Origin of the sequence: Novosphingobium terrae (genome assembly GCF_017163935.1) — a bacterium.
Taxonomy (GTDB): domain Bacteria; phylum Pseudomonadota; class Alphaproteobacteria; order Sphingomonadales; family Sphingomonadaceae; genus Novosphingobium; species Novosphingobium terrae.
On the sequence record NZ_JABVZR010000001.1, the window covers coordinates 2,584,484 to 2,603,796 of the forward strand.

13 protein-coding genes are annotated in these 19,313 nt (G+C 66.1%); 9 read left to right on the top strand and 4 right to left on the bottom strand.

Features of this window, described 5'->3' with window-relative positions; translation table 11 throughout:
- Window positions 1-40: 40 nt before the first annotated feature.
- The 6 genes from HGK27_RS11665 (at window position 41) to HGK27_RS11690 (ending at window position 7,069) form a co-directional block, all read left to right on the top strand.
- The gene (locus tag HGK27_RS11665) at window positions 41-1,096 is read left to right on the top strand and encodes an SIS domain-containing protein (protein ID WP_241127055.1); all 1,056 of its coding nucleotides are present in this window, start codon (window positions 41-43) and stop codon (window positions 1,094-1,096) included.
- Window positions 1,093-2,241, top strand: coding sequence for an N-acetylglucosamine-6-phosphate deacetylase (gene nagA, locus HGK27_RS11670; RefSeq protein ID WP_206240727.1), 1,149 nt, complete (start codon window positions 1,093-1,095; stop codon window positions 2,239-2,241). The genes HGK27_RS11665 and nagA overlap by 4 nt, the downstream gene beginning before the upstream one ends.
- Window positions 2,238-3,302 carry a beta-N-acetylglucosaminidase domain-containing protein gene (locus HGK27_RS11675; protein ID WP_206240734.1) on the top strand — a complete coding sequence of 355 codons (1,065 nt, stop codon included), beginning with the start codon at window positions 2,238-2,240 and terminating at the stop codon, window positions 3,300-3,302. Before nagA ends, HGK27_RS11675 begins: the two co-directional genes overlap by 4 nt.
- The gene (gene dld, locus HGK27_RS11680; protein WP_206240736.1) at window positions 3,302-5,005 is read left to right on the top strand and encodes a D-lactate dehydrogenase; all 1,704 of its coding nucleotides are present in this window, start codon (window positions 3,302-3,304) and stop codon (window positions 5,003-5,005) included. The genes HGK27_RS11675 and dld overlap by 1 nt, the downstream gene beginning before the upstream one ends.
- Window positions 5,002-5,886, top strand: a complete 885-nt coding sequence (locus HGK27_RS11685) for a BadF/BadG/BcrA/BcrD ATPase family protein (protein ID WP_206240738.1) — start codon at window positions 5,002-5,004, stop codon at window positions 5,884-5,886. Before dld ends, HGK27_RS11685 begins: the two co-directional genes overlap by 4 nt.
- 115 nt (window positions 5,887-6,001) lie before the next feature.
- Window positions 6,002-7,069: a rod shape-determining protein gene (locus HGK27_RS11690; protein ID WP_206240740.1), complete on the top strand. Its 1,068-nt coding sequence runs from the start codon at window positions 6,002-6,004 to the stop codon at window positions 7,067-7,069.
- Window positions 7,070-7,078: 9 nt separating this feature from the next.
- On the opposite strand, the gene HGK27_RS11695 is transcribed toward HGK27_RS11690, so the two are convergent.
- The 3 genes from HGK27_RS11695 to HGK27_RS11705 form a co-directional block, all read right to left on the bottom strand.
- On the bottom strand, window positions 7,079-7,579 hold the full coding sequence (locus HGK27_RS11695) for a hypothetical protein (protein ID WP_206240742.1): 501 nt from the start codon (window positions 7,577-7,579) through the stop codon (window positions 7,079-7,081).
- A gap of 130 nt (window positions 7,580-7,709) precedes the next feature.
- Window positions 7,710-10,220, bottom strand: coding sequence for a sulfite reductase flavoprotein subunit alpha (locus tag HGK27_RS11700; protein WP_206240744.1), 2,511 nt, complete (start codon window positions 10,218-10,220; stop codon window positions 7,710-7,712).
- Between the two features lie 91 nt (window positions 10,221-10,311).
- Window positions 10,312-11,295 (bottom strand): amidohydrolase family protein, encoded by a 984-nt coding sequence (locus HGK27_RS11705; RefSeq protein WP_206240746.1) that lies wholly within the window; start codon window positions 11,293-11,295, stop codon window positions 10,312-10,314.
- Window positions 11,296-11,432: 137 nt separating this feature from the next.
- On the opposite strand from HGK27_RS11705, the gene HGK27_RS11710 reads away from it, so the two are divergent.
- The 3 genes from HGK27_RS11710 (at window position 11,433) to HGK27_RS11720 (ending at window position 17,237) form a co-directional block, all read left to right on the top strand.
- A complete protein-coding gene (locus tag HGK27_RS11710; RefSeq protein ID WP_241127056.1) occupies window positions 11,433-12,362 on the top strand; it encodes a LysR family transcriptional regulator in 930 nt (309 codons plus the stop codon).
- 156 nt (window positions 12,363-12,518) lie between these two features.
- Window positions 12,519-16,580 carry a Pls/PosA family non-ribosomal peptide synthetase gene (locus HGK27_RS11715; protein WP_206240750.1) on the top strand — a complete coding sequence of 1,354 codons (4,062 nt, stop codon included), beginning with the start codon at window positions 12,519-12,521 and terminating at the stop codon, window positions 16,578-16,580.
- Window positions 16,581-16,589: 9 nt separating this feature from the next.
- A complete protein-coding gene (locus HGK27_RS11720) occupies window positions 16,590-17,237 on the top strand; it encodes a 4'-phosphopantetheinyl transferase superfamily protein (RefSeq protein ID WP_206240752.1) in 648 nt (215 codons plus the stop codon).
- On the opposite strand, the gene HGK27_RS11725 is transcribed toward HGK27_RS11720, so the two are convergent.
- Window positions 17,224-19,287, bottom strand: coding sequence for an MGH1-like glycoside hydrolase domain-containing protein (locus tag HGK27_RS11725; protein WP_206240754.1), 2,064 nt, complete (start codon window positions 19,285-19,287; stop codon window positions 17,224-17,226). The two genes, HGK27_RS11720 and HGK27_RS11725, sit on opposite strands and share 14 nt — an antisense overlap.
- Window positions 19,288-19,313 lie beyond the last annotated feature (26 nt).

The following is a 19,313-nucleotide window of genomic DNA, read 5'->3' on the forward strand; positions in this document are numbered from 1 at the left end:
CACTTTAATGCCACTTGTGGAAATTGAAGGAACCGGTATTATGAACCTTATGTCTTCCAGCACCCCCACCAAGATGGCCACGGAGGCTCTTGAAGCCCCAGCGCTGTGCCTCGCCCAACTCCGCCTCAACAGCGATCTGATGCGTGAGGCGGGCCAGCGCCTGCGCGCGCTGGCACCGCCCTTCGCCGCCACTCTGGCGCGCGGGAGTTCGGATCAGGCGGCCAGTTTCGCCAAGTTTTTGCTGGAAACACGGGTCGGCCTGCCCACTGTCAGCCATGCACCCTCGATCGGCTCGCTTTACCAGGCGACCTCCGACAGGTTCCGCAACGTGCCGCTGATCGCCATCTCGCAGTCGGGCCGCAGCCCCGATCTGCTGGCCGCCGCGCAAGAGGCCAGCGCGCGCGGCGCTCTGGTGATCGCGGTGGTCAATGACGCCGCCTCGCCGCTGGCCGATCTGGCGCAGATCGTCATCCCCGTCCATGCGGGCGCGGAAACCAGCGTGGCGGCCACCAAGAGCTTTGTCTGCACCCTCTTCGCCCTCGCCCATCTGGCCGCAGAATGGAGCGGCGATGCCGAGCTTTTGAACGCCCTCACCACCGCAGGCCCGCTGCTGGAACAGGCCGCAAAGGCCGACTGGTCCGCCGCCGTCCCGCTGCTGGTGAAAGCGCAGGAGATGCTGGTGCTGGGCCGAGGCCCCACCCTGACCATCGCCGGGGAAGCCGCGCTGAAGCTCAAGGAAACCTGCAACCTGCACGCCGAGGCCTTCAGCAGCGCCGAAGTCGCCCATGGCCCGATGACGCTGGTGGGCGCGGGCGATCCCGTGCTGGCCTTCGCCCCGCTCGATGTCGCCCGCACCGGGCTGCGCGACAGGCTGGAGGATTTCGCGGCGCGCGGCGCGCGGGTGATCGCCGCCGGAGCCAGCGAGGACATCGCGCCTGCCGAACTGGTGCTGCCCTTCGCTGCCGAAACCCATCCGATCATCGGCGCCATCGCCCAGATCCAGAGCTTTTACGGGCTGGCCAATGCCTTGTCGCTGGCGCGGGGGTGCAATCCCGACAATCCGCCCCATCTTAACAAGGTGACGAGCACGCTATGACATCGACGGCACTTCTGGGCGCGCAGATCGTGCTGGCCGACAGGCTGGTGCAGGATCAGGCGCTGTTGATCGCGGACGGGCGTATCATCGGCCTGAGCGCGCCCGGCGCGGTGCCCGAGGCCTATCAGCGCATCGATCTGGGCGGCGGCACGCTGCTGCCCGGCTTTATCGACACGCAGGTCAATGGCGGCGGCGATGTGCTGCTGAACGACCAGCCCACGCTGGAGGGCATCAGCGCCATCGCGCGGGCGCATCGCCAATTCGGTACAACCGGCCTGCTCCCCACGCTGATCAGCGATCATCCGCAGGTGGTCGATACGGCGCTTGCTGCGGGCGAGGCCGCGCTGGAACAGGGTGTGCCCGGCGTGCTGGGCCTGCATATCGAGGGCCCCCATCTCAATCCGGCGAAAAAGGGCATCCATGATCCTGACCGCTTCACACTTGTCGACGCGCAGGTGATCGAACGCCTCGGTGCTCCCACACGCGGGCGCCGCATCGTGACACTGGCGCCGGAACTGGCCCCCAAGGGTGCGATTGCCGCGCTGACACGCGCTGACGTGCTGGTTTGCGCCGGTCACAGCATGGCCGATTACGCCCAGACCCGCGCCGCGCTGGCCGAGGGGCTTGCCGGTTTCACCCATCTCTTCAATGCCATGACGCAATTTTCCAGCCGCGAGCCCGGCATGGTCGGCGCCGCGCTGGAGGACCGCAACACGCATGTCGGGCTGATCGTCGACGGGCTGCATGTCCATCCCGCATCGCTGCGGGTGGCGCTGATGGCGCGCGGTGCGGAAGGCGCGATGCTGGTCACCGATGCCATGCCGCCGGTCGGTGGACAGGGGCTGGATTTCACCCTGATGGGCACGAAAATCACCGTCACCAACGGCGATTGCCGGGGACCGGATGGCACGCTGGCGGGCTCTGGCCTGAGCATGATCGCCGCCTTCAACAATGCCATCGACCTGCTGGGCTGCGATATGCTGACCGCCTCGCGCATGGCCAGCGGCAACCCCGCGCGCTTCCTGCGGTTGGAGACTGAGACGGGCAGCATTGCGCCCGGCCTGCGCGCCGATCTGGTTCATCTGGATGGCAATCGCAAGGTCACGGCCACATGGATCGGCGGCCAGCGCGAGGATCACGCATGATCCCCGATCTGGGTCTTGTCGAAGCCCGCTTCGGTCGCATCTGGAGCGAGGACGAACGCGCCTATGTCGTCAGCACGCTGGCGGCGGTGGGCTACAGCTTCTACCACTACGGCCCCAAGGCCGACCGCGCCCTGCGCCGCGACTGGCGCCGCCCCCACAGCGCCGAGGATGGCGCGATGCTGATGCGCCTCTCGGCTCGCGTCCGCGCGGCAGGCATGCGCTTCGGCATGGCGCTGACCCCCGTGGGCGCCACGCATCCCTTTGACGAGCAAACCCGCGCCGATCTGGCCCGCCGCGTCGCCGGGCTCGACGCCATCGGCATCGACGATCTGGCCATCTTCTTCGACGATCTGCGCGGCGATATGCCGGACCTCGCCGCCCGTCAGGCCGAGGTGGTGAACTTCTGCGCCGCCCTCACCAAGGCCACGCGCGTCTACACCTGCCCGACCTATTACGCCGATGACCGCATTCTCGATGTCGTCTTTGGCGAGAGGCCCGCCAATTACCTTGCCGATCTGGGCCGCCTGCTCGATCCCCAAGTGCAGGTCTACTGGACGGGCGAGGAGGTCTGCGCCCGTGCCATCGAACCGGCCCATCTGGCCCGCGTGGCGCAGGAGCTGGGCCGCAAGGTTTGCCTGTGGGACAATTATCCGGTGAACGACGGCTCACGCATGTCGCGCTTTCTGCATCTGCGGGGGCTGACGGGGCGCTTGGCCAACAATGCGGCGCATATCAGCGGCCATGCGCTCAACCCGGCGATACAGGCGTATCTCACATGCATTCCGGCGCTGACCTTGCCGATGCTCTACCAGCAGGGTGAAGGCTACAGCTATGGCGCGGGTTTCTCGGCTGCGGCCCGCCAGCTGCTGGGCGATGATTTTGCCGCACGCCTTCAGGAAGATCTTCTGATCTTTCAGGATATCGGCCATGAGCGGCTCGGCGCGCGCGCGGATCGCCTGCGCCAGCGCTACGACAAACTCGACCACCCCGCCGCCCGCGAGATCCTGCGCTGGCTCGATGGCGAAGATCTGATGACGGACGACGAAGTGCAGACCCAATAATGGCCCAGATGCTGCTCACCCAACTCCGCGAGGCCGTCGGCCCCAGCCATGTGCTGACCTCGGCGCGGGCCACGGCGCGCTATCGGCAGGGCTATCGCACCGGGTCTGGCCCGGCGCTCGCCGTGGTCAAGCCCGGCAGCCTGCTGGAGCTGTGGCGCGTGGCGCAGGCCTGTGTTCAGGCCGATGTCTCGATCATCATGCAGGCCTCCAACACGGGGCTCACCGGCGGGTCGACGCCCGATGGCGCGGATTATCCCGGCGGGTTGGTGATTATCAGCACCACGCGGCTCTCCGCCTTGCGGGTGATCCGCGAGGGCGCGCAGGTGCTGTGCCTGCCCGGCACCACGCTGCACCGGCTGGAGCAGGCGCTGCGCCCCTATGGGCGTGAGCCGCATTCGGTGATCGGTTCCTCCTGCCTTGGCGCTTCGGTGGTGGGGGGCGTATGCAACAATTCGGGCGGATCGCTGGTCCGGCGCGGGCCCGCCTACACGCAGATGGCGCTGTATGGGCAGGTGATGCCCGATGGCAGCCTGCGCCTTGTCAACCATCTGGGCATCGAACTGGGCGCGCAGCCTGAAATCATCCTCTCACGGCTGGATCAGGGCCAGTTCTCCGAAGCGGACATCGCCCCCGCCGACGACCGCTGGGCCCATGACCACAGCTACACCGCCCATGTCTGCGACATCGAGAGCGACACCCCCGCCCGCTTCAACGCCGACCCGCGCTGCCTGTTCGAGGCCGCGGGCAGCGCCGGCAAGCTGATCGTCTTCGCCGTCCGCCTCGACACCTTTGCGCAGGAGAAGGACACCGCCACCTTCTACATCGGCACAGACCGGCCCGCCGTGCTGACCGATCTGCGCCGCACCATGCTGGGCAGTTTCGCCGCGCCCCCTATCGCAGGCGAATACATGCACCGCACCGCCTTCGACATCGCCGACCGCTATGGCCGCGACACCTTCGTCGCCATCGAAAGGCTGGGCACGGACCGCCTGCCCGCGCTGTTCGCCGCCAAGGCCAAAGTCGATGCGCTGCTGGGCGCCGGGCGCAGCGACCGCCTGCTGCAATGGGCCAGCCGCCTGTTGCCCGATCATCTGCCACCCCGCATGCGGCAGTTTCGCGATCAATTCGCCCATCATTTGATCCTGAAGGTCTCACGCGATCAGGTGGATGAGACGCGCGCTCTGCTGGCCCGCCTGCTCCCGGGCGACGACGCAGGCGCTTTCTTCGAATGCAGCCCGCAAGAGGCCACCAAGGCCTTCCTGCACCGCTTTGTTGCCGCCGGGGCCGCCGTGCGCTATCGCGCGGTCCATCGGAAGGAGGTCGAGGATATCGTCGCCCTCGATATTGCGTTGCCCCGCAACACACGCGAATGGGTCGAGCATCTGCCCCCCGAACTGATCCGCCAGACCGTGTATGTGCTCTATTACGGCCATTTCTTCTGTCAGGTGTTCCATCAGGATTACATCGTGACCAAGGGCACCGACCCGCTGGCCTATGAGCATGCCCTCTGGGCCCTGCTGGACGAGCGCGGCGCGCAATATCCCGCCGAACACAATGTCGGCCATCTCTATGTGGCGCGGCCCGAACTGGCGGATTTCTATCGCCAGATCGATCCGCGCAACCAGCTCAACCCCGGCATCGGCCACACCACCCGCACGCGCGATTGGGTCGACACCACCAGCCATGGAGCCCCCCACCCATGACCTATTATCTGGGCATCGACGCCGGCGGCAGCAACTGCCGCGCCCGCCTGATCGACGCCAATGGCACCATCATCGGCGAGGGCCGCTCGGGCGCGGCCAATGCGCGCATCGGGCTGGAGGCGCTCTATGAGACGCTGAAGGACACCGCCGATCAGGCCGTGGCACAAGCAGGCCTCTCGCTTGAACAGCGCGCGCAAATCAAGGCGGGCATGGGCATTGCGGGCATCACCCGTCCCGGCGTGCGCGAGGCGCTGCAAGGCTTCGACTTCGGCTTTGCCTCCACCGCCTATGCCACCGATGCGCTGATCGCCAATCTGGGCGCGCATGGCGGGCATGACGGGGCAATCCTGATCATCGGCACCGGCAGCGCCGCGCAGCTGCGCGTTGACGGCCATGACTTCACCATCGGCGGCTATGGCTTCCCCATATCCGACGAAGGCAGCGGCGCGGCTCTGGGCCTTTCCGCCATGCGCCATGCCCTGCGCGCGCTGGACGGGCGCACGCGGCAAACGCCGCTCAGTACAGCGGTGACCGCACGCTTCAACCATGACACCGCTCAGGCCGTGGCGTGGATGGATCAGGCCACCCCGCGCGACTATGGCACCTTCGCCCCGCTGGTGATGGATTACGCCGAAGCGAACGACACCATCGCCCGCTCCATCGTCGAGGATGCCGCCGCCCATATCGAGCGCTTTATCGAAACCATCTTCGAACGCGGCGCGGCGCGCTGCGCTCTGGTGGGCGGTCTGGCGCCACGCATGGCGCCATGGCTGCGCTCGCGCACGGTGGCGCATCTGTGCCAGCCGCTGGGGGATTCGCTGGAAGGCGCGATCAGTCTGGCCGGTCGGCCACTCTCGGACATTCCCTTAGGCACCAAGTGACTTGTCGCACGCAGGGGCGCATGCACCGCTGATACAGTCTGATACAGCAGTCGGTTCATTTTCGGGTCAGGAAGCGACGGGAACCAAGAAGGTTCCCCGTTAACCGAGAGTATGCATGGCCCTGTCCGATCTGTTTTCCTTCACCTCTTCCGATCTGGCGATCGACTTGGGCACGGCCAATACGGTCGTCTATGTCCGCAACCGGGGCGTGGTGCTGGCCGAGCCTTCGGTGGTGGCGTTGCAGACCGTCAATGGTGTTTCCACAGTGCTGGCAGTGGGGGCGGATGCCAAGCTGATGATGGGCAAGACGCCCGACCATATCCGCACCGTGCGCCCCTTGCGCAACGGCGTGATTTCCGACCTCGACGTGGCCGAGCAGATGATCGCCCATTTCGTGCGCAAGGCACAGGGTCAGGGCGATGGCGCGCGGCAGGATGTGACCCGCCGGATGCGCGGGCGGCCAGAGATCGTGGTCTGCGTGCCCTCGGGCTCGACGCGGGTAGAACGGCGCGCCATTCGTGACGCAGCTTCCAACGCCGGGGCCAGCAAGGTGTGGCTGATCGATGAGCCCATGGCCGCCGCGATCGGCGCCGAACTGCCCGTCACCCATCCGGTGGGATCGATGGTGGTGGACATCGGCGGCGGCACCACCGAGGTTGGCGTGATCGCCACGGGGGGCCTGAGCCTTTCCATGTCGGTGCGTGTCGGCGGGGACAGGATGGACGATGCCATCGGCTCCTACGTGCGCCGCAACCACAATCTGCTGATCGGTGAGGCCACGGCGGAACGGGTGAAGCTGCAGCTGGGCGCCGCGCGCATCGGTCAGGACGGGCCCGAGCCTGCCGCCGTGATCAAGGGCCGTGATCTGGCCAAGGGCGTCCCTCAGGAAATGACGATCACGCAGGAAGAGATCGTGGAATCGCTGAGCGAGCCCGTGGGCCAGATCGTGGAGGCGGTGCGCGCCGCGCTGGAGCAGACCCCTCCGGAAATCGCGGCGGACATCATCGATGGCGGCATCGTGATGACCGGCGGCGGATCGCTGCTGTCCAATCTTGACCAGTTGCTGGCCCAGGAGACCGGCCTGCCGGTGAGCGTGGCCGACAATCCGCTCAATTGCGTGGCGATGGGCGCCGGGCGCGTGCTGGAGGACGGGATCTATCGCGGGGTGCTGCACGCCACCTGAGGGCGGGTTTTAGCCCGGGCTGCCGCCATCGGTTTCAAAGGTGACCTCGAAACGGCCCTTCGCGGTGGCCCCTTCGCAGACGATGGTGATCGGATCTCCGGAAAAGGCATCGCCATAGACGCATTTTCCGGTCGCCTTGAGCTGCTGCAGCCTGCCGCTCCCGCCCTTGCCGAGCGCGCCTTTCTGGAACTGCCGAAAGATGACCGTATCGACCGGCTGGACATTGCCCAGATTGCCCAGCGGCTGCTTGCGCGCGCCATTACCGGCGAATTCCAGCGTGAAGGATTGCTCGACGGAAAAAGTGAAACCCACACGTCCATTGGGATAGGTGGTGCCCAAAGCCTGCCCATTGCAAGGATCATCGATCAAATGGCCAGCCACCGCCAGATGCGTGCATTGGCCTGTGAGGGCGGCCACCTGCTTCGTGCCGGTTTTCTGCGGCGGCGCGGCGCTGGCGGACGTGGCTGCCAGAAGGAGAAGCAGAAGCGCGGTGGCTCGGGCCTTGGGCATGCTTTTCAGTCTCATCCGGCAGAACTCCGTCATCAACAGCAGATAGACGCTGCTGGGACGAAGGTGTTCCATAGAGTCAGCGCATTAGCACGGCAACCGCCCGAAGGCACTGCGCATGGATCAGCGCGGCTCAGTAGATGTCGCGCTTGTAGCGGCCTTCCTCCATCATCGCCTCGACGGTTTCGTCGCCCAGTGCGGCGCGCAGGGCAGCGTCCACCGCCGGAGCCATGCCTTTCAGGCTGCCGCAGACATAGATCGATGCGCCGCGCTGAACCCATGCGCGCAGTTCTTCCGCATGATCGGCCAGCAGCGCCTGCACATAGCGGCCATCGCCCGCATCGCGGGACCATGTGCGGTCCAGCCGCGTCAGGCTGCCTGCAGACACCGCCGCCAGCAGTTCCGCCTCATGGAAGGCATCATGAGCAGCGTTGCGCTCGCCCAGCATCAGCCAGCTTTCACCGATGCCATGGGCGGCGCGGTGGCGCAGATGAGCGCGCAGCCCCGCCAGCCCGGTGCCATTGCCGATCAGCACCATGGGCGCGGGGTCGGCAGGCGCCCGGAAATTGACATTGGCATGCAGGCGCATGGCGATCTCGCCGCCGAGTGGTGCAAAGGCCGTCAGCCAACCCGAGCCCAGCCCCAGCTTTCCGTTCTCGTCGCTGGCCTGACGCACCAGCAGATGCACACTGCCATCGGCCGGAATCGAGGCGATGGAATATTCGCGATGCGGCAGCGGGCGCAGCGTGTTGACGATCTCTTGCGCGCCGCGTCCGGCCACGGCGTCGGGCAGAATGCTGGCAGCCAGATGATCGGCCAGAGCCCGGCCTTCCACCAGCGCCGCGCCATCCAGACCCGCCTGCGCCAGCCATGCGCTGACCACAGCGGGATCGTGGCGTGGCAGCACCTCGGCGATATCGCCCGCTTCCCAGTCACGCGCGGCATCGCCAAGCGGTTCAAGCACGATATGATAGGCCGGTCCGCCCGCGCTGCCCGGATTGAGCAGCTGGCGCTCGGCCAGACGCCAGCGGTCATAGCTTGCGGGCTGCCAATCGGGCAATTCGCCATGCGCGCCGATCGAGGCGATCTGCTGCTGCCACTGGCGCTGGGCATCGGGATCGTCGCCATCGACCTCGATCATGTCGAACAGGCGGCGCGCGCCGCCTTGATGCAGCCAGTGATCGACCTGATGGCCAAAGGCGCAGAAATCGGGATATTCGCGGTCACCCAGCGCCAGCACGGCATAATCCAGCTCGCCCAGAGCAGCGGGCGCGGCCATCGCCTTGCGGGCGAAGCTGCGAGCATGATCGGGCGCCTCGCCCTCGCCATAGGTGCTGACCACCAGAAGCGCGCGACGGGCCTTGGCCAGCATTGCCTCATCCAGCTGCGGCAGGGCGACCAGTTGCGCATCGTCGAAAGCCGCCGCCGTCTGGCGGGCAAGGCGCTCGGCCCCGCCGGTCTGGCTGGCATAGACGACCAGCGTCTCGCCGCTGCCACCAGCGTTAGCCAGCACGGGCGCGTCCACCGCCTTCAACTCACGCTTTTTACGCCGCCGCGCAAAGTACAGCAGCAGGCCCGTGACAAAGAACAGCGGCATGGTCAGGCTGGTGATCAACATGATGATCCGCCCGATCAGCCCGAAAAACGCGCCGCGATGCAGCTCATAGACGCTGGTGGTGATCACCACGCCCAGCTTGCGCTTGGCGTAAAGGTCCGCCTTCACCACCTCGCCGCTCTGGGCATCGATGCGGTAATTGTCGGTCATGCGGTCATGCCGCGCGCCGGGGACCAGAGCGCGGATATCGACCGGCTTGTCGCCCTTGGGGATGGTGATGCGCAGGCTTTCATATTTGCCGCCGCTGGCCTGCAGGAAGCTCGCCCACGCGGGGGCCAGAACCGGGGGCGGCCCCTTGGGCTCCTTGCCGTCCTTCTCGCCATGCTCCTGCTCGGCTGCCTTGCCGGTCAGGGCGTAGATCACGCTCTGGCGATACCAGTCATAGGACCACCACAGGCCGGTCAGCGCGCTGAGCAGATAGAACACCAGCACCCAGCCGCCGATCACCGCATGCAGCGCGCGGTAGAGGTTGCGCCCGCTCATCCGCAGATCCAGCACGAACCACGCGCGCCAGTCGAGCGGCTTGCGCGGCCAGCGCAGATACAGGCCAGACAGCGCGAAATAGATCAGCGAAAGCGCCGCAATGCCCGTGATCGTGCGTCCGATGCCATTGCCATCGCCCGGCAGCGCCATCCAGCGGTGCAGGCTGCGCAGGAAGCGGAAGGTTTCCTCGCCCTTGGCATGGCCCAGCAGCCTGCCAGTGTAGGGGTCGATGTAGCCGTAATCGCCGCGCCCCTTCTTGCCCTTGGGCGGATCGAAAAAGACCTCTGCCGCCTTGCCCGGATCGGACGAGAGGCTCAGCGTGCTGACCCGCAACCCACCGCTCTGTGCCGAGGCGGCCGCCACCAGCGCATCGGGCGACAGGGCCGGTTTGCCGGGATTGGCCACCGTCACCACACCGGGGCTGAGCGCCTGCATGATCTCGTTTTCAAAGCTGATCGTGGCGCCCGTCACGCCCATCACCGCCAGCACGAGGCCGGCGGTGATGCCCAGAAACCAGTGGATTTGAAACAGGACGGAACGGGTCATGGCGGCGGCGGTCTCGATCAACGGAAAACTGTTGATCGGCGCATATCCGCCGCATCCTGAAAATGATAGTGCAAATCTGTCGCAATAAGTCCTAACTCACCAGCGCGGCATTCAGACGCAGCCAATTGCCATGGGCGAAGGCTTCCTTGTCTGCGCCCTCCAGCCCGCATGTGTCCAGAAACTGCCGCGCATCGCCGCCGGGGCGGTATTGATAGGGAAAGTCGGTGGAGAACAGCAGCCGCTCGGGGCCGACAATCGCCAGAGCGCGCTCCAGGTAATGCGGCATGAACATCCCGCTGGCCGTTACATAGAGATTGTCGCGCAGATAGTCGGCAATGGGGCGCTTCAGCCGTGAGAAACGGTCCATCGCGGCCAGCCTTTCGGCATAGAACAGCACCACCTCGCCCCAATGGCCGAGGATGACCTGCAGATCGGGCAGGCGGTCGAAGGTGCCGGAGAGGACCAGCCGGAGGAACTGGATGCCCGCATCATAATGCCAGCCAAGCCCAAAGGCGGCGAAGGCGGCATCAAGCTCGGCATGGAAGCCTGAATAATAGGCCTGCCTCACCGCAGGCGCAGGCATGCGCGGGTGAAGCAGGATGGGCGCCTTCAACCGCGCCGCGCTCTGGAAGATGGGCGCGAGGAAAGGCGCATCCAGATTATGCTCCTCCACCCGCCCGCACAGCATGGTGCCGGTAAAGCCCAGCTCCTTCACGCAGCGCTCCAGCTCCAGCGCCGCTTCCTCGGGCCGGGAGACCGGCAACGTGGCAAAACCCTGAAACCGTGCCGGATGGCGGGCAATTGCCTGCGCCAGCAGATCATTGGTGCGGCGCGCCAGATCGACACTCTCCGCGCCCAGATCATGCAGCATCGGCGTGGTGAGCGAGAGGACCTGCATATCCATGCCGGTCTCATCCATCAGCGCCAGACGCTGATCCGCCAGATCCATCAGCCGCCCCGCGATGGGGCCGCCATGGAAAGCGACGCTGGGGTCCTGCGCCTCAAGGCCAAGATCATGCCAGGCCTGCAAAACCTCTGGCGTAAGAACATGCTCTTCGATGCCGATCAACTGCATGGGGGGCTCCTGTGATGGGGATGCCGCCTTATCCTCCTGTCACAAAGCAGGCGCCAGACGCAGCAGATGCATATAACAATTGCATAGAACGCCTGTTCCGCCCTCCCGCTTTGCGGTAACCTTGCGCCATGATCGACATGAACCTGCTTGTCGCGCTTGACGCTTTGCTGGCCGAAGGCAGCGTGACCGGTGCGGCCAAGCGGCTGGGCCTGAGTTCATCCGCCATGAGCCGCACCCTCACCCGCCTGCGCGCCGCCACCGGCGATCCGCTGCTGGTGCGCGCCGGGCGCGGTCTGGTGCCCACGCCGCATGCCAGAGAGCTGCGCGACACGGTGCGGCGCCTGACCCATGAGGCGCGCACGGTCCTCAGCCCGCCGGCTGCCGCGCTCGATATTGCCGCGCTGGAGCAGACCTTTACCCTGCGCGCCGGGGAGGGTTTTCTCGCCCGCTTTCTGCCTCCGCTGGTCAGGGCGATCCGCGAAGCGGCGCCCGGCGTGCGCCTGTGCTTCGCCCCCAAGCCCAGCAAGGATGCCCGCCCCCTGCGCGAAGGGCCGGTCGATCTGGATATTGGCGTGGCGGGGGATTCCGGGCCGGAACTGCGCAGCCGATTCCTGTTTCGCGACAAGGTGATCGGCGCCGTTCGCCCCGGCCATCCGCTGCTGACCGGCCCCATCACGCCGCAGCGCTATGCGTCCTGCGACCATGTCGTCGCCTCGCGCCGGGGAGCCCGGTCCGGCCCTGTCGATGAAGCACTCCGCGTGCTGGGGCTGACACGCAACATTGCCGCCATCGTGCCGGGCTTTCCCGATGCCATGCGTCTGGCGCGCAGCTCCGATCTGGTTGCGCTGGTGCCATCCTCATGCCTGATCCGCACCGCCGATGAGCCCGAGCGCCCTGACGATCTGATCGGCTTCGCGCTGCCGCTGAACACGCCCGATGTGGTGGTCTCGCTGATGTGGCATCCCCGGCTCGATGCCGATCCGGCGCATCGCTGGTTGCGTGACACGGTTCAGGCCGCCTGCCTCAATCATATGCGCCACGCGGGAACCCGAATGCATGTTGCATGATTTTTCAAACTATGTCCGTGAAAGCTTTAGCAAACCGACCGCAAGTCGCTATGGCGCATCGGGCAGTCTGTCCTTACGGCATAAGCCGCAGTTCAGACTGCGGAGCCAATAAGGGGGAGGCTTCCATGGGGCACGAAGGTAAAAAGGATTGTTGCGATGCTCGAAGCTGACATCGGCCAAACCGGGGGCCAGACCCCGAGATCGCCTGAAGGTGGGCCCGAGGAACGCGAGCCCACTGTCTTCGCGCCCATCACCCCCACCCCCGCCCTGCGCGAGGATGAGCCCTACAGCCGCGACGAACTTCTCCATGAGATTTTCGAGGCCGCCCATGAGCGCCACGCATGGCGCAGTGCCGTCCGCATGCTGGTCGATGACGAGGAAAGCAGCCGCAAGACCGCGCTGACCTATGCCGAGCTGCGCCGCCGCGCGCTGCGCTTTGCCCATGAATTGCGCGATCTGGGCATCAAGCGCGGCGACCGTGTGGTGATCTGCCTGCCGCGCGGGCTCGATCAGTATATGGCGATCCTCGGCACGCTGTGGGTCGGCGCCTGCTATGTGCCGGTGGACTGGACCTACCCGCAGGACCGCATCGACTATATCGCACAGGACAGCGGCGCGGTGCTGGTCGTCACCGAAAGCGAGCGCGCCGCCGCCATGCCGGTCCGCACGCTGGAGCTGGACATCGCTCTGGGCGATCTGGCCGCCCATGAGGCCACCGAAATCACCCGCGCCGAGACCGGCGCCACGCCCGAAGACCTCGCCTATATCATCTACACCTCGGGCACGACGGGCCGCCCGAAAGGCGTGATGATCTCGCATCGCAACGCCTGCCATCTGGTGCGTTCGGAATGCGCGATTCTGGCGCTGGACCATGACGACAAGGTCTTCGGCGGCTTCAGCCTCGCCTTCGACATGTCGGTCGAGACGATGTGGAGCGCCTTTTTCGTCGGCGCCGAGCTGCTGGTGGCCGATGAGGCGCTGGCCAAGGCGGGCCCCGATATGGCAGGCGTGCTGGCGGCGGAGAACCTCACCGTCTGGCATGTGGTGCCCTCGCTGCTCTCGCTGGTCGAGACGCCGATGCCCACGCTGCGCCTGCTCAATCTGGGCGGCGAGGCCTGCCCGCCCGAGCTGGTCGATCGCTGGGCCCGCCCCGGCCTGCGCATGCTCAACACCTATGGCCCCACCGAGACCACGGTGACCGCCACCTGGACCGAGGTGCAGCCGGGCCGCCGCGTCACCATCGGCAAGCCGCTGCCCGGCTACACCGCATGGATCGTGGACGAAAAGCTCTGGCCGGTGCCCGCTGGCGCCGAGGGCGAGCTGGTGATCGGCGGGCCGGGCGTGGGGCCGGGCTATGTCGGGCGCGAGGATCTCACCGCCGACAAATTCGTGATGACGCCCTTCAACGGCCCCGATGGCAAGCCCGCGCTGATCTATCGCTCGGGCGATCTGGTGCGTCTGGACGCCGTGGGCGACATCGAGTTCATCGGCCGCATCGACACGCAGGTGAAGATCCGCGGCTTCCGCGTCGAACTGGGCGAGATCGAGGCGGTGATCGCCGAGGATCGCGCGGTGGCGCAGGCTGTCGTCCATCTGTTCAAGGATGAGGATGGCGCGGAATTCCTCGCCGCTTTCGTGGTGGCGCGCGGCGGTGCGGTGATCGATATCGATGCCGCCAAGGCCCGGGTCAAGGAACGCCTGCCCAACTATATGCGGCCCGCCGCCTATCAGCTGCTCGATGCCCTTCCTACGTTGCCCGCCTCGGGCAAGGTCGACCGCAAGGCGCTGGTGCGCCCCGCCATGGCGGTGGCCGAGGATCGCGACACCGTTGCACCTGCCACGCCTTTAGAGGAGCAACTCCACGCCATCTGGGCCGAGGCCTTTGCGCCGCAGAAGGTCTCCGTCACCGATGATCTGTTCGAGGATCTGGGCGGCCATTCGCTGAAGGCCGCGCGTCTGGTCTCCGCGATCCGCAAGTCGAAGGGCTTGGCGGGCGTTTCCATTCAGGACCTCTACGCCGCCCCCACAATCCGCACCTTGGCCGAAAGGCTGAAGGACACGCTGATCTCTGACGATCACGAGGCCGAACCCTATTACCGCATCGCCGCGTGGAAGCGCTGGCTGTGCTGGATCGCCCAGACCATCGCGCTGATCCCCATCTACACGGTGGCGGGGCTGCAATGGTTCTTCCCCTATGTCGCCTACACCCATTTGTCGGGCGATATGAGCCGCTTGCAGGCGCTGATGTTCAGCGGCCTCAGCTTTATCACCATTCCGCCGCTGGCCATGATGGCTTCGGTGCTGGTGAAATGGCTGGTGATCGGGCGCTTCCGCGCAGGCGATTATCCGCTGTGGGGCGCCTATTACTTCCGCTGGTGGTTTGTGCGGCGCTTCTCCGAGGTGATCGCCACGCCCTATCTGGCGGGCACGCCGATGATCCGCGCCTATTACCGCCTGCTGGGCGCCAAGGTGGGCAAGCGGGCCTTTATCGGGCGCGGGCCCATCGATGTCGCCGATCTGGTGACCATTGGCGACGATGCCGTCATCAGCGATCAGGCCATGCTGGCCACCAGCTCGGTGGAGCGCGGCTTGCTGCGCCTTGGCTCGGCCACGCTGGGCAAGGGTGCCATCGTGGGCTCCATGGCGGTGGTCGGGCGCGGCGGCGTGATCGGCGATGGCGCGATGCTGGACGATCTGTCATCGCTGCCGGTCAACGCCACCATCCCCCCGCGTGAGCGCTGGAGCGGTTCGCCCGCCCACAAGATCGCCGGAGACCTGCCGCAGCAGAGCGATGACAAGGCCGGCAAGCTGGCCCGCACGCTGACCGCGCTGGCGCTGTCTCTGGCCGCGCTGATCCTGCCGATCGTGGCCATTCTGCCCATCGCCCCCGGTCTGATCGCCATGATCGAGATCGACTGGAATTCGGACAGCTACACCTATCTGCTGCTCGCCCCGGGTCTGGCGGTCACCTATGTGATCCTGATGTGCGTGCTGACGGTGATCGCCAAAAGGCTGTTTCTGGGCCGCGTGCATGCCGGGCGCTATTCGCTCCACAGCTGGTTCTATGTGCGCTTCTGGTTCGTGCAGCAGATCAACGATCTGGCGCTGCGCCTGCTGCATCCCATCTATGCCACGCTTTATGTGGTGCCCTGGTATCGCGCTCTGGGCGTGAAGGTCGGGCGCCGCGCGGAGATATCGACAGCGGCGGCCATTGTGCCCGATCTGGTCGACATCGGCCCGGAGAGCTTTATCGCGGACGCTGTGCTGTTCGGCGCGGCGCGCATCCAGCCCGGCGCCATCGAGCTGGCGCATACGCGCATCGGTCGCCGCAGCTTCATCGGCAATTCCGCGCTGCTGCCCAGCGGGGCTCAGATCGGCGATGGCGTGCTGATCGGCGTGCTCTCCACCCCGCCGCGCGATGGCGGGGCGGCGCAGCCCGATGGCACATGGTTCGGTTCGCCGCCAATCAGCCTGCCGGTGCGCCAGACCTCGACCCTGTTCGATGAGGGGGCGCGCTTCAACCCCGGCCCAAGGCTGGTCGCCACCCGCCTGGCCATCGAGGCGGTGCGTGTGACGCTCTCGCTCACGCTGTTCCTCGCCTTCTTCGATCTGCTGCTTTCGGTGGTCGGCACGCTGGACGATCTGCGCCATGGCGGGCGGTTGATCCTGATCGCCTTCCCCTTCCTCTACATTGGCTTCGCGCTGGCCTGCGGGGCCTCGGTCGTGCTGCTCAAATGGCTGATCGTGGGGCGCTACAAGCCCACCACCCAGCCGCTGTGGAGCACCTTTGTCTGGCGCACCGAACTGGTGACCGCCACTTACGAGAACCTCGCCGTCTCCAACCTGCTGGAGCCTCTGCGCGGCACGCCATGGCTGCCTGCCTATCTGCGCCTGCTGGGCTGCAAGATCGGCAAGCGCTGCTATATGGACACCACCGACGTCACCGAACACGATCTGGTCAACATCGGCGATGATGTGGCGCTGAACGATTTCGCCGGTCTGCAGACGCACCTCTTCGAGGACCGCGTGATGAAGGTGAGCAGCGTGCATGTGCATGACCGCGCCACCATCGGCTCCTATGCCATCGTGCTCTATGACGCGGAGATCGGCGAGGATGCGCAATTGGGCGACCTCTCGGTGGTGATGAAGGGTGAGACCCTGCCCGCCGGCACCAGCTGGGAAGGTTCGCCCGCAAGGCTGGTGGCGCATGGAGGCTGAAGGCACCGGATGATCGCGCCGGTCTGGTATCAGGGCGCGCTGGGGCATTTGCCTGCTGTCGGCGAACAGCCGCTGGTCTGGCTGATGCGGCTGGACGATCCCGCCACAGCGGCGCTGGCAGGCGGCGCGGCGCTGAGAGAAAACGATCTGCGCGATCTGGCCGGGCGCTCTCAGGCGGCGATGCGGGGGCTGCGGCGGCAATTGACCCGGCTGCTGCTGGCCCGTCTGGCGGGATGCCATCCCGATAGCATCGCCCTGCGGCGCGGCCCGGCTGGAGAGGTTTTGGTGGATACCCCCGAGGGCTGGCATATCAGCGTGGCGGGCCGCTGGCCTCATGCTGTCATCGGCGTGGCGCGGCAGCCGCTGGGCGTGGATCTTGAGCCCGAGGATGCCCCCCCCCCGCCCGAAGACGCCTTGACGCCGGGGGAGCGGAATGAGCTGACCAAAGCCCCCGATGCAGCGCTGGTCGCCCGCTGGACGGCCAAGGAGGCCCATGCCAAGGCGCTGGGCATCGCCTCACGGATCGAGGGAGGCGATATCCATACATGGCAGGATGGTCTTCTGCTGCGCGCCCGTTCAAGCGAGGGCGAGACGATCGGCCAGTTGCGCCATCAGGGCGGGCTGATCTGCGCTGTCGCGGTGATCAGAAAACCTTGATCTCACCCAGATTCAGCGTGGAGCCCGGCTTCTTCTCGAAGCTGACTTTCAATGCGCTGGTGGCCTCACCCGGCAGGTTGACGCGGTAGACATTGCGGCCATCGGTCCGCAGCCCGGCCAGCTTGCGCCAATGCCCCTCGCCGCCCGTCCAGATGGTGGCCGATGTGGGCAAGGCATGGCCATCGCCCGGCACGAAGGCCAATTCCATCGCGCGGGGGCGGATGGATGTCTCGAAACTCAGGCTGACCCATTCGCTGGCGGTATCGCGCGCAGAGACCCAGCCATTGGGCAGCTCGCGGAAAAAGCTGATGCGGCCATCGACAAGCTGATGCAGCTTTTCCGCATCGCCGCCGCTTGAGGCTGCCACATGCGGCCAGCCATCACGCAGCAATTGCACCGCCAGATCAACAGGATGCGGCTGCTGGGGATTGGCGAGGCGCGGCACGGCCAGATCCATCCGCCCCGCCGTGGAACGCTGCCCTGCGAGACGGCCATCCAGATAGACCTTCAGCCCCGCGCCCTGCCCGAAGTGGTCTCCGGCGCGGTCATAAGTCACCGTCAGCAGATGGCCGTGATAGGGCAGATCCTGTAGCGCGAACCAGCTCGGCCCCTCGTCCGAGGAAGGAAGCAGCGGGTCGAGGACCAGCCTGTCATCCGCCGAAGGCTCGATGCCGACCAGCCCCGTCACCACCAGATCGTTGAAACCGGAATGAAAATAGTGATGGCTGCGTGCCAGCCCCACAATAGGCTGGCCCGTCGCCGGATCGTAATCCTCTTCCAGATCGAGGCGATCGCCCTGGCGGTGAAGCGCAGCATATTGCTGCAGCAGGTGCCAATACGCGCCCCGCGCCACCGGAGCATCCGCGCCACGATCATGCAGCATATTGGCGAGAGCCATCAGTGCCTGCGTGGTCTGGAACGGCCAGATCGGGCCGTTCCACTGGCATTCGCGCAGGCCGGTGTCCTTGTCGTAGCGATATTGCTGCATGTAATAGCGATAGGAGGATTCGGCCGTGCGCAATCCGTGAGGGCCGCCCAGCTCATCGGCACTCAGCAGATGGTGCCATGCCGCGTCGTAACGCTTATCGGTGCCAATCACGCCATAGGCCCATGGCAGATAGCCGACCAGCTCGCGCGCATCGATCTGGTCCCACGCCTTTACGAAAGCGTTGCCCTCGCGGTAGCGATCCACGAAATGGGTGAGGCTGGGGCTCCACAGATCGGCCAGCAAAGCCTTACGCAGGGTCTCGGCCTTGTCGGCATAAAGCCGCGCCTGCTCCCCCTGCCCGGCCAGCGCCGCGATCCGGCTGATCGCCTGCGCATTGGCCACCATATAGGCGTTGATCGAGGGCCGGAACGCATCGCCCCCGCGAAATCCATCCTTGCCGCCCGAGGCGTTGATCGAGGCCACCGAATATTCCGTGGCATCGAGCAGCGGCTCGATCCAGTAGAGGCCGCGTGTCTTGTCGAAATGGTCGTCCCATTCGCCATAGATGCGCTGCATTGCGGGCAGATAGCGCGTGACTGCAGCCTGATCGCCATCGGCCAGATAGCGGCCCCAGACGGCATCGGCGATACTTTCGCTGAAATGGCGGTCATTGCCGCCATGGGCATAGAGATAATCGATGTAATCGCCCGCATAACGGCGTTGGCGCAGCCACCGGCCCTCGGCAATATGGAAGCCGCTGGCATCGTTCAGCCCGGCCCATGGCTCGCGTTGCCAGCCCACATCGTCGAAGAATTCGGTGGTGAGATAGCCTTGCTCGCCGGTGTCGCGCTGATGCGCGCGATAGACCGCCCAGCGATAGTACCAGACATCGTCAAGCTGCGGGTCTGAACTGGCGAAAAGCGGGATGTTGCCCGCATACCATGCCGCATCGCCGCCATAGCGCCTGGCCAGCACGGCCTGGGCATCGAGCGGCGCGGCAGGCGAGCCCGCTGCTGGCGCCACCTGCGGCAGGAAAATCAGGGCGGCAGCGGCCAGTGCTGCCGCCCTGATCCGGCCTCGAAGGAGAACGAGGCCGGAGGGAAAGCGGGATTTGCTCGCCATGGATTGAGGGGAACGAATGGCGGATC

Bases quoted from the DNA above. Each gene is read 5' to 3' on its own strand.
- HGK27_RS11710 (WP_241127056.1), top strand. From the start codon at position 11,433: ATGAACCTGCTTGTCGCGCTTGACGCTTTGCTGGCCGAAGGCAGCGTG.
- dld (WP_206240736.1), top strand. From the start codon at position 3,302: ATGGCCCAGATGCTGCTCACCCAACTCCGCGAGGCCGTCGGCCCCAGC.
- HGK27_RS11725 (WP_206240754.1), bottom strand. From the start codon at position 19,287: ATGGCGAGCAAATCCCGCTTTCCCTCCGGCCTCGTTCTCCTTCGAGGC.
- HGK27_RS11685 (WP_206240738.1), top strand. From the start codon at position 5,002: ATGACCTATTATCTGGGCATCGACGCCGGCGGCAGCAACTGCCGCGCC.
- HGK27_RS11675 (WP_206240734.1), top strand. From the start codon at position 2,238: ATGATCCCCGATCTGGGTCTTGTCGAAGCCCGCTTCGGTCGCATCTGG.
- HGK27_RS11695 (WP_206240742.1), bottom strand. From the start codon at position 7,579: ATGCCCAAGGCCCGAGCCACCGCGCTTCTGCTTCTCCTTCTGGCAGCC.
- HGK27_RS11690 (WP_206240740.1), top strand. From the start codon at position 6,002: ATGGCCCTGTCCGATCTGTTTTCCTTCACCTCTTCCGATCTGGCGATC.
- HGK27_RS11700 (WP_206240744.1), bottom strand. From the start codon at position 10,220: ATGACCCGTTCCGTCCTGTTTCAAATCCACTGGTTTCTGGGCATCACC.
- nagA (WP_206240727.1), top strand. From the start codon at position 1,093: ATGACATCGACGGCACTTCTGGGCGCGCAGATCGTGCTGGCCGACAGG.
- HGK27_RS11705 (WP_206240746.1), bottom strand. From the start codon at position 11,295: ATGCAGTTGATCGGCATCGAAGAGCATGTTCTTACGCCAGAGGTTTTG.
- HGK27_RS11720 (WP_206240752.1), top strand. From the start codon at position 16,590: ATGATCGCGCCGGTCTGGTATCAGGGCGCGCTGGGGCATTTGCCTGCT.
- HGK27_RS11665 (WP_241127055.1), top strand. From the start codon at position 41: ATGAACCTTATGTCTTCCAGCACCCCCACCAAGATGGCCACGGAGGCT.
- HGK27_RS11715 (WP_206240750.1), top strand. From the start codon at position 12,519: ATGCTCGAAGCTGACATCGGCCAAACCGGGGGCCAGACCCCGAGATCG.